General features: G+C 70.8%; 8 protein-coding genes. 3 read left to right on the top strand and 5 right to left on the bottom strand.

Going from position 1 to position 9,132, the window contains the following annotated elements; all coding sequences use genetic code 11:
* Positions 1-85: 85 nt before the first annotated feature.
* The 3 genes from ACFVAV_RS35320 to rfbD are packed head-to-tail and all read right to left on the bottom strand — an operon-like array spanning position 86 to position 2,960.
* On the bottom strand, positions 86-1,165 hold the full coding sequence (locus tag ACFVAV_RS35320) for a sugar phosphate nucleotidyltransferase (RefSeq protein WP_379040039.1): 1,080 nt from the start codon (positions 1,163-1,165) through the stop codon (positions 86-88).
* 35 nt (positions 1,166-1,200) lie between these two features.
* A complete protein-coding gene (locus ACFVAV_RS35315; protein WP_379040037.1) occupies positions 1,201-2,097 on the bottom strand; it encodes a glycosyltransferase family 2 protein in 897 nt (298 codons plus the stop codon).
* A gap of 11 nt (positions 2,098-2,108) precedes the next feature.
* Positions 2,109-2,960, bottom strand: a complete 852-nt coding sequence (gene rfbD, locus ACFVAV_RS35310) for a dTDP-4-dehydrorhamnose reductase (RefSeq protein ID WP_379040035.1) — start codon at positions 2,958-2,960, stop codon at positions 2,109-2,111.
* A gap of 228 nt (positions 2,961-3,188) precedes the next feature.
* Here rfbD and ACFVAV_RS35305 point away from each other — a divergent pair, with 228 nt between their 5' ends.
* The 3 genes from ACFVAV_RS35305 to ACFVAV_RS35295 all read left to right on the top strand — a co-directional run bounded on the left by ACFVAV_RS35305 (position 3,189) and on the right by ACFVAV_RS35295 (position 6,769).
* The gene (locus ACFVAV_RS35305; RefSeq protein ID WP_379040042.1) at positions 3,189-4,607 is read left to right on the top strand and encodes an LCP family protein; all 1,419 of its coding nucleotides are present in this window, start codon (positions 3,189-3,191) and stop codon (positions 4,605-4,607) included.
* A gap of 3 nt (positions 4,608-4,610) precedes the next feature.
* Positions 4,611-5,324 carry a TIGR03089 family protein gene (locus ACFVAV_RS35300; RefSeq protein WP_379040034.1) on the top strand — a complete coding sequence of 238 codons (714 nt, stop codon included), beginning with the start codon at positions 4,611-4,613 and terminating at the stop codon, positions 5,322-5,324.
* Between the two features lie 116 nt (positions 5,325-5,440).
* Entirely contained in the window at positions 5,441-6,769 is a 1,329-nt protein-coding gene (locus tag ACFVAV_RS35295; RefSeq protein WP_379040033.1) for a cytochrome P450, read from the top strand.
* 114 nt (positions 6,770-6,883) lie between these two features.
* On the opposite strand, the gene ACFVAV_RS35290 is transcribed toward ACFVAV_RS35295, so the two are convergent.
* Positions 6,884-7,582, bottom strand: a complete 699-nt coding sequence (locus ACFVAV_RS35290; protein WP_379040031.1) for a response regulator — start codon at positions 7,580-7,582, stop codon at positions 6,884-6,886.
* Complete coding sequence (locus ACFVAV_RS35285; RefSeq protein WP_379040030.1) at positions 7,579-9,132, bottom strand: ATP-binding protein; 1,554 nt, start codon at positions 9,130-9,132, stop codon at positions 7,579-7,581. The genes ACFVAV_RS35290 and ACFVAV_RS35285 overlap by 4 nt, the downstream gene beginning before the upstream one ends.

Genomic DNA, 9,132 nt, shown 5'->3' with positions numbered 1-9,132 from the left:
TCACCCTCCGACCTGGGGTTTTGCTCCCGTCTCTGAGTTCGGGGGGCCGCGCCCGGACTCCGGGCAGGGGCCCCTCGACGACCGATCAGACGTCGGTGGAGAAGCGGATACCGCCGTCGGGAATCTCCACGCCCGGCCACACCCTGGCCCCGCGCAACAGTTCGCATCGCGCACCGATATTGGCGCCGTCGCCGATCACGCCGTCGCGCACCAGCGCGCGCGGACCGATCCGGGCGCCGAAGCCGACGATGGAGCGCTCCACGGTCGCGCCCGCCTCGACGACCGCGCCGTCGAAGATGACCGCGCCGTCCAGTCGCGCGCCCGCGCCGATCTCGGCGCCACGCCCGACCACGGTGCCGCCGATGAGCAGCGCGCCCGGCGCCACCCCGGCGCCGGGATGAACCAGCGACTCGCCACGCTGACCCGGCAGCGCGGGCGAGGGGGCGATGCCGCGGACCAGGTCGGCCGAGCCGCGCACGAAGTCCTCCGGGGTACCCATGTCACGCCAGTACGAGGCGTCGACATGGCCCTGCACCCGCGCGCCCTCGGCGAGCAGCGCGGGGAAGACCTCGCGCTCCACCGACACCGGGCGCCCGGTCGGGATCTTCTCGATGTACTCGCGGCGGAACACGTAGCAGCCCGCGTTGATCTGGTCGGTCGGCGGATCCTGGGTCTTCTCCAGGAACGCGGTGACCCGGCCGTCGGCGTCGGTCGGCACGCAACCGAAGGCACGCGGGTCGCTGACCCGGACCAGGTGCAGGGTGACGTCGGCGTTGGTCGACTCGTGGGTGTCGAGGATCGCGCCAAGGTCGGTGCCGCCGAGCACGTCGCCGTTGAACACCATCACGTTGTCCGCGCGCAGCCTGGGCAGCACGTTGCGGATACCGCCGCCGGTGCCCAGCGGCTCGGTCTCGGTCACGTACTCGAGCTCGAGCCCCAGCTCGGAGCCGTCACCGAAGTGCTCTTCGAACACCTCGGCCTTGAACGAGGTACCCAGCACCACGTGGGTGATCCCGGCCTCGGCGATGCGGGCCAGCAGGTGGGTCAGGAACGGCAACCCGGCCGTCGGCAGCATCGGCTTGGGCGCCGAGAGGGTGAGCGGACGCAGCCGCGTGCCCTGTCCGCCGACGAGGATGACCGCGTCGGTGCCTGAGTTGCCTGCCATCGAGTTTCCCCTGTTCACAGTGGACCGGTACCCGCTCAGGCGCCGGTTCGCGCTTTCTCGCGCAGCGCCGATCGAACCGCAATCCGGGAGCGAACCGCAAGTCCGGCGCGCAAGGCGCCCCGCAACGGCGCCTGCCACCAGTGCGGATGCCGGTCCGCCTGGAAGCGGTAGGCACTCGCGTGGTGGGCGGGCAGCATCAGTTCGGGATGCTTGCCCGCGGCGTGGCCCTTGGCGTGGGTCACCTCGGCGTCGGGGACGAACACATTGTGCCAGCCGGCCTTGCCCATGCGGTCGCCGAAGTCGACGTCCTCCATGTACATGAAGTAGCGCGAGTCGAAGCCGTCGATGGTGTCGAAGGCGGCCCGGCGGACCAGCAGGCAGGAGCCGGACAGCCAGCCGACCACCCGCTCGGAGATCTCCTCGTTCTCCTGGCGGTAGCGCACCGACCAGGGGTTCTTCGGCCAGATCGTGCCCAGGATGGCGTGGCCCGCGCCGTCGGCGAGGCCGGGGACGCGGCGCGCGGACGGGTAGACGCTGCCGTCGGGCTCACGGACCATCGGCCCGAACGCGCCTGCCCGCGGCCAGCGCTGGGCGGCCTCGAGCATCTTGTCGATGGAATCGACGCCCCAGCGGATGTCCGGGTTGGCCAGGATCACGAACTCGATCGACGGGTCGATCTCGGCGACGGCCCGGTTGATGGCGCCGCCGTAGCCGATATTGCCGCCGGTCCGCAGCAGCCGCACGTGCGAGTTGGCCTCGGCGACGAGCTCGGGCACGCCGTCGGTCGAGCCGTTGTCGGCCAGGATCACCTGCGGCTTCTCGCTGGTGGCATCGGCCAGGGTGGTGATGAAGTGCTCGAGGTGCTCGCCCGGTGAATAAGTCACCGTGACGACGGCAAGGCCCGCAGGGGCCGCGGAATCGGCTGCGTTCACGACTGCGCAGCCTAGTCGGACACGCGCTGTAGCGCGTCGGCTAGTGCGGAACGCCAAGGCCGCAGCGGGGTGAGACCGGCCGCGTTCCACGCCGCGGGGGACAGCACCGAATAGGCAGGGCGCGGTGCGGGTCTGGGGAAGGCGCTGGAAGCACAGGGCTGTACCCGCGCCGGGTCGGCGCCGAGCTCGGCGAAAACGGCCACGGCCAGGTCGAACCAGGTGGCGGTGCCGGAATTGGTGGCGTGCAACACCCGGGGCGCGTCGGGGCGGGTGCTCAGTTCGAGCAGCGCGGCGGCCAGGTCGGCGGCGCTGGTGGGGGAGCCGACCTGGTCGTCGACGACGGTGACGGTGTCGCGTTCGGCTTCCAGCCTGCGCATGGTCGCGACGAAATCCCCCTCGACACCGGAGTACACCCAGGCGGTGCGCACGACCTGGGCGCCGAGCTCGAGCACGGCCTGCTCGCCCGCCAGCTTCGACTGCCCGTAGACCGTGGCGGGACCGGTGGGGTCGCCGGGTTCGTAGGGAGTGTCGGCGGTGCCGGGGAAGACGTAGTCGGTGGACACGTGGATCAGCCGGGCGCCCGCCGCGGCGCAGGCGGCGGCGAGGACGGCGGGACCGGTGGCATTGGCGGCGAAAGCGGCGTCGCGGTCGGACTCGGCGGCGTCGACCGCGGTGTAGGCCGCGCAGTTGATCAGCACCGCGCCCGGGGTGAGGACCGCGTCGACGGCGGCGCGGTCGGTGATATCGAGCTCGGTCCGGCCGTAGCCGGCGGCATCGGGCGCGAGCCGCAGGATCTCTCGCCCCAGCAGCCCGCGCGCTCCGGTTACGATCAGGCGAGCGGGGGCGGGGAAATCGGTGTACACGCGGCCAGTCTGGCACGCCGTGACACCTGTGGTTCGGCTCGTCTGTGGTAACTGTTGGTTAGCCTGTGATGGCCGGTCGCGGCGGACGAGCCAGGCATACGAGATGGCGGGATTAGCCGGGGGAGATACGGAGCCGGGCGCGGAGTTCGTCGAGAGGATGCGCGAGTGCGAGAGTCGACACGACCACCCACGGTCGCCACGCAGACCGGTGCGGTCGGCCCGGCGCAGATGATGGTGGCGATCGCGGCGGTCCTGGTGCTTGCCCTCACCGGCTTCGCGTGGCGCAGCGTCGACAATCTGATCGCCAATATCGACCGCATCGGCGGACTCGGCCTCGGCGGCGGCCGCGACGGTGCGGTCGACATCCTGCTGGTCGGCGTCGACAGCCGCACTGATGCCCACGGCAACCCGCTGACCTCCGCCGAGCGCACGATGCTGCACGCGGGCGACGAAGTGGGCACCAACACCGACACCATCGTGCTGGTCCGTGTCCCCAACGACGGCCGCTCGGCCACCGCGATCTCGATCCCGCGCGACTCCTACGTCGACATTCCCGGCCAGGGCAAAGGCAAGATCAACTCCGCCTACGGCGCCACCAAGGCGACCGAACGCGCGAAGCTGCTGGCCAAGGGCGGCTCCGCGGCCGACGCCGACCGTGATTCGACGAAGGCGGGCAGGCAGGCGCTGATCAAGTCGGTGGCCTCGCTCACCGGCATCACCGTCGACCACTACGCCGAGGTGAGTCTGCTCGGCTTCGTACTGCTCACCGATGCCGTCGGCGGCGTCGAGGTGTGCCTGAACAACGCGGTGGACGAAGGGATGTCGGGCGCCGACTTCCCGGCCGGGCCGCAGCGTCTCGGCGGTGGGCAGGCGTTGAGCTTCGTGCGTCAGCGGCACGAGCTGCCCCGCGGTGACATCGATCGGATCGTGCGTCAGCAGGTGTTCATGGCCCAGCTGGTCGGGCAGTTGCTCACTGCGAAGGTCCTGGCGAATCCGGGCAAGCTCGGCGAGATCAGCGAGGCGGTCGGCCGGACCGTCGTGCTCGACGAGGACTGGGACGTGCTGGCCTTCCTGCAGCAGCTCAAGGACTTGTCCGGCGGCAAGGTGGAATTCGAGACCATCCCGGTGGCCGACCTCAACAGCATGACCGCGGCGGGCGAATCGGTCGTCCGGGTCGAACCGAAGGCGGTGCAGGACTACGTCGCCGGGCTCGTCGGGGAGAAGAAGGAGTCGGACGACGAGTCGAAGGTCGAACCGTCGACGGTGACGGTGAGCGTGTTCAACGCGGGCGGCACCGCCGGGCTCGCCGCCAAGGTGTCGACGGCGTTGACGGGCAAGGGTTTCCGCGAAGGTCTGGTGGGCAATTACACAGGTGGCAGCGTGAGTTCGAGCCGGGTGCTCGCCGCCGACGCCGAGAACCCGAAGGTCGCCGCGGTGGCCGAGGCGCTCGGCGGTCTCACCGTGGTCGCGGATCCGTCACTGTCGGCGGATACCGTGAGCGTGGTGCTGGCGAGCGACTATTCTGGTCCGGGCTCGGCCGCGGCAGGCATGTTCGATTTCGACGGAACATCCTCGGCGACCGCGACGCCAGTACCGCCAGCCCCACCGATCGACGCAGGCCAGAACGGACCGAAATGCGTGAACTAGCCCATGCGTGAGCCGAACTCGACCCTCACCGACGCCCTTCTCGACCCGATCCTCGAACGCGATCCCGCCGGTCCACGTGTCACCTGGTACGACGATGCCACCGGCGCCCGCATAGAGCTGTCCGGCCTGACGCTGGCCAACTGGGCCGCCAAGACGGCCAACCTGATCCGTGACGAGTTCGCGCTCAGTCCCGGCGCCAGGGTCGCGGTGCTGCTGCCCGCGCACTGGCAGACCGCCGCGGTGCTGCTCGGCTGCTGGTGGGCGGGCACGGAGGTGGTGCTCACGCCCGATCCCGACGCCGACCTCGCGCTGGTCACCCCCGACCGGCTCGACGACGCCGACGGTGTCGGCGAGGTGGCGGTGCTGTCGCTGGACGCCATGGGCACACCAGTGCGTGACCTGCCGGTCGGCGTCACCGATTTCGCGACCGCGGTGCGCGTGCACGGCGACCAGTTCCTGCCCGGCGGATTCCGGGCCGCGCTCGACGGGCTCTCGGTCGGCGAGGTGCTCGCCGAAGCCAGGAAGTCTGCCGCACTGCAAGATATTTCCGCAGGTGATCGAGTGCTGTCGAGCTCACCGTGGGAGACCGTGCAGGAGCTGATCGACGGGTACATCGCGGTGTTGTTCGCCGGTGCCTCGCTGGTGCAGGTCGTCAATCCCGATCCGGCCGCCGTCGAGCATCGGGCCGCCACCGAGCGGGTGACGATCCGGCGCTGACCCCCGCCGGATCTCCTACCCAGGTATAGGTCGATCTCCGACTGGAACACGTTTCGCTTTGCTCGGGAAGTACGTACCGTGGAGGCATCCTTTCGGCAGAGCGGCAAGGGGTGGCGATGATTGCGCAGTACTGGTTGCGATGGTCGGCAGAGCACGGAGCACCGCGGGCGATCCTGCGCTGGCAGGTCCGCAGGCGTGACCCGTTCGCCACCCTGCTCAGCGGACAGCGCGGACTGCACGACCCCTATCCGCTGATCGATGAACTGCGCGAGCCCGGTGGTTTGCTCCGGTCGCCGCTGGCCTACGCCGCTTTCGACCACGGCCAGGTGCGCGCCACCCTGCGCGACAGCCGCTTCGGCGTGCGGCAGGCGCTCGGCGGCGAGCTGCCCAGACCGTGGCACAAGCTCGCCGAGCGGGTCACGGTGCCGCCCAATCCGGTCGAGCCGCCGTCGATGCTGGTCCTCGATCCGCCCGAGCACACCAGGATGCGCAAGCCGGTGTCCTCGGCGTTCACCCCGCGTGCCATCGCCCGGCTGCGCGACCGGGTGGAGGTGGTCACCGCCGAACTGCTCGACGCGATGCCCGCGCACGGATCGGTCGACCTGATCACCGATTTCGCGGCCAGGGTGCCGATCGCGATCATCGCCGAGATGCTCGGCTTCCCCGCCGCCGATCGCGAGCTGTTCCTGCGCTGGGGCGACCAGGTGACGCCACTGCTCGACATCGGCACCTCGTGGCGCGCCTACCGTGGCGCGATGGCCGCGATCGAGTCCATGGACGAGTACCTGGCCGCCCACATCGCGAAGCTGCGCCGGGAACCCGGCGAGGACATCCTGTCGACCCTGGTGCGCTCGGGCGATCTCGACCTGCGCGAATTGCAGGCGGGCGCGAGCCTGCTGATGGGCGCGGGTTTCGAGACGACGGTCAACCTGATCGGCAATGCGATCGCGGCGCTGTCGGCCAACCCCGACCAGCTCGCGCTCGCCCAGGCCGATCCCGACCGCTGGCCCGATGTGGTGGAGGAGACCCTGCGCTTCGATCCGCCGGTGCAGATGACCGCGCGCCAGGCGCTCGAGGACGTCGAGCTCGACGGTGTCACGATTCGCGAGGGCGCCACCGTCATCCTGTCGCTGGCTGGGGCCAACCGCGACCCCGCGGTCTTCCCCGATCCGAACCGCTTCGACATCGACCGCCCGAACCTCCGGGAACACGTGGCCTTCAGCAGCGGCATCCACGCCTGTCTCGGCGCGAGCCTGGCCCGCATGGAAGCCGTCCACGCCCTGCACGCCCTCTACACCCGCTACCCCGACCTGCGCCTGCGCGAGGCACCGGTCCGCCGAAACCTGTTCACCCTGCACGGTTTCGAGCACATGCCGGTAGACCTCGGCCCGGTCGCCCGCACCCGGTCCCCGGACGGCCTGACCGGCGCAGCCCGCACATCCTGACCCGGCTACGCGCCGGCGGTAGCCGGACGGCCGGGCCGGCGCCGTGCACCTGCCCTCAGCGACGCGCCCGCGCGCGAGTGGTAGTCGAACGGCGGGCGCCTGTCCTCAGCCGGGTTACGCGCCCGCGCGCCAGCGGTAGCGGGTTTTGGGGCGGCCTGCGCGGCCGTAATCGGCTCGGCGTTCGGCCAATCCGTCGTCGGCGAGTTTTTCCAGGTAGCGCCAGGCGGTGATGCGGGAGACACCGACGGCGGCCGCGGCGTCGGTCGCGGTGATGCCCGCTTCGGCAGAACGGACGGCGCGCGACACTTCCTCGAGGGTGTGCTGCACAACGCCTTTCGGTGCGCCCGCCCGCTGGTCGGCGGTGCGTAGCGCACCGAGGGCGCGGTCGATGTCGTACTGCGACAGGGCCGCTTCGCCCGCGGGCAGTGCGGTGTCGAAATCGCGGTAGCGCTCCAGCTTCTCGCGGAACGCGGCGAAGGTGAAGGGCTTGAGCAGGTACAGCACCACGCCGTGGGCGACGGCGCTGCGCACCATGTTCAGCTCGCGCGCCGAGGTGATCGCGATGACGTCGGGGCGCGGTTCGAGGCTGTTGAGCGCGGCGGCCACCTCGAGTCCGCTGATGTCGGGCAGGCCGATGTCCATCAGCACCAGGTGGAACGGCCTGCCGTCGGCGATCGCCTCGGCGGCCAGGCCGAGCGCATCGCGACCGGTATGCGCGACACCGCCGGTGGCGAACCCGTCGAGCCGCTCGAGATAGGCCCGGTGTGCCTGGGCGATCAACGGTTCGTCCTCGACGATCAGGACGCGGATCATGTCTTCTCCCTCAGCGGAATGCGAACGATGACCGCGCTGTGTGGTGCGGCCGTGGTGGTGATGGCGCCGCCGTGCCGATCGACGAGGCGGTGCACGAGTGCCAAGCCGAGTCCGGCGTGGTCGGATTTGGTGGTGTAGCCGCGTTCGGCGGCGCGCACGAACATCTGCGCCGACATGCCGGGTCCGCTGTCGGCGACCCGCACCAGCAGTTCGCCGTCGCGGTGGCGCACCGATACCTCGACCCGCTTGTCGACGGTGCCCGCGGCGGCGTCGATCGCGTTGTCGACCAGATTGCCGACCAGGGTGACGGCCTCGTGCGCCGACAGCGGATCGGTGGAGTCCAGCGCGGTGTCCTCGCTGATGGCCAGGCTCACCCCGCGTTCGGCCGCCTGATCGACCTTGCCCAGCAGCAGCGCGGCCAGCGCCGCGTCACCCACCGCGGCCAGCAGCCGGTCGATGAGGACCTGCGAGAGCTGCAGCTCCGCGGTGGCGAAGGCGACCGCCTCCTCCGGGCGGCCCAGCTCGACCATCGTGACGACGGTGTGCAGCCGGTTCGCCGCCTCGTGTGCCTGGGCGCGCAGCGACTCGGCGAAACCGCGGACCGAGTCGAGTTCGCCGAGGACCGCGCGCAGTTCGGTCTGGTCGCGGATGGTGAGCACGGTGCCGATCGGGCGGCCCTCCCAGCTGACCACATCCTGGTTGACCAGCAGCACCCGATCGGTGGTCACGTGGGTCTCGTCGCGCACGACGCCCCAGCGCATCTGCCGCAGCGAGGTCGGCAGGTCGCTGCGATGCACCGGCCCGTCGGGCAGGTCGAGCAGTGTGCGCGCCTGATCGTTGACCACCTCGGCAGGCCCGGGACCCGACCCGAACACCACCAGGCCCTCGTGCACGGAGTGCAGCACCGCGTCGTGGTGTTCGTAGAGCGCGCGCAGTTCGTCGGGCGCCAGGCCGTGGGTCTGGCGGCGCAGCCTGCGGCTGATCAGGAACGACGACAACGCGGCCAGCGCGAGGCCCGCCGCGGAGACACTCAGGATCACCGGCACCTGGGACGCGACCTGGGTGCCGATCCTGGCGCGGGTGACCCCCGCCGAGACCAGCGCGACCACCCGGCCGCTGTCGTAGACCGGGGTGACCGCGCGGATCGACGGTCCGAGCGTGCCGGTGAAGGTCTCGGTGAACGTCTGCCCGGCCAGCGCGGCGTCGATGCTGCCGGTGAACGGCTTGCCGATCAGCGCGGGATTGGTGTGGGTGTAGCGGGTGCGGTCCGGGGCCATCACGACGATGAAGTCCATGCCGGTATCGGCGCGGATCCGCTCGGTGGTCGGCTGCAGCAGTCCGCTGGGGTAGGGGGAGTTCACCGCGGCCAGCGTCGACGGCGCCCGCGCCACGGAGACCGCCACGTCGCGGACCTGCAGTTCGGTCGCCACATCGTGGTCGTGGCGGGCGTCGAAGACCGCCAGGATGGCCCCGGTGCCGATCATCAGCGCCAGCACCACCAGCTGCCACAGGAAGGCCTGTCCGGCGAGCGACAGTCGCACTCGTCGCAT

The sequence above is a fragment of the Nocardia sp. NPDC057663 genome (assembly GCF_042799895.1).
Taxonomy (GTDB): Bacteria; Actinomycetota; Actinomycetes; order Mycobacteriales; family Mycobacteriaceae; genus Nocardia.
Note: the sequence above shows the minus strand (reverse complement) of the source record. Positions and strands in the feature narration are given on the sequence as shown.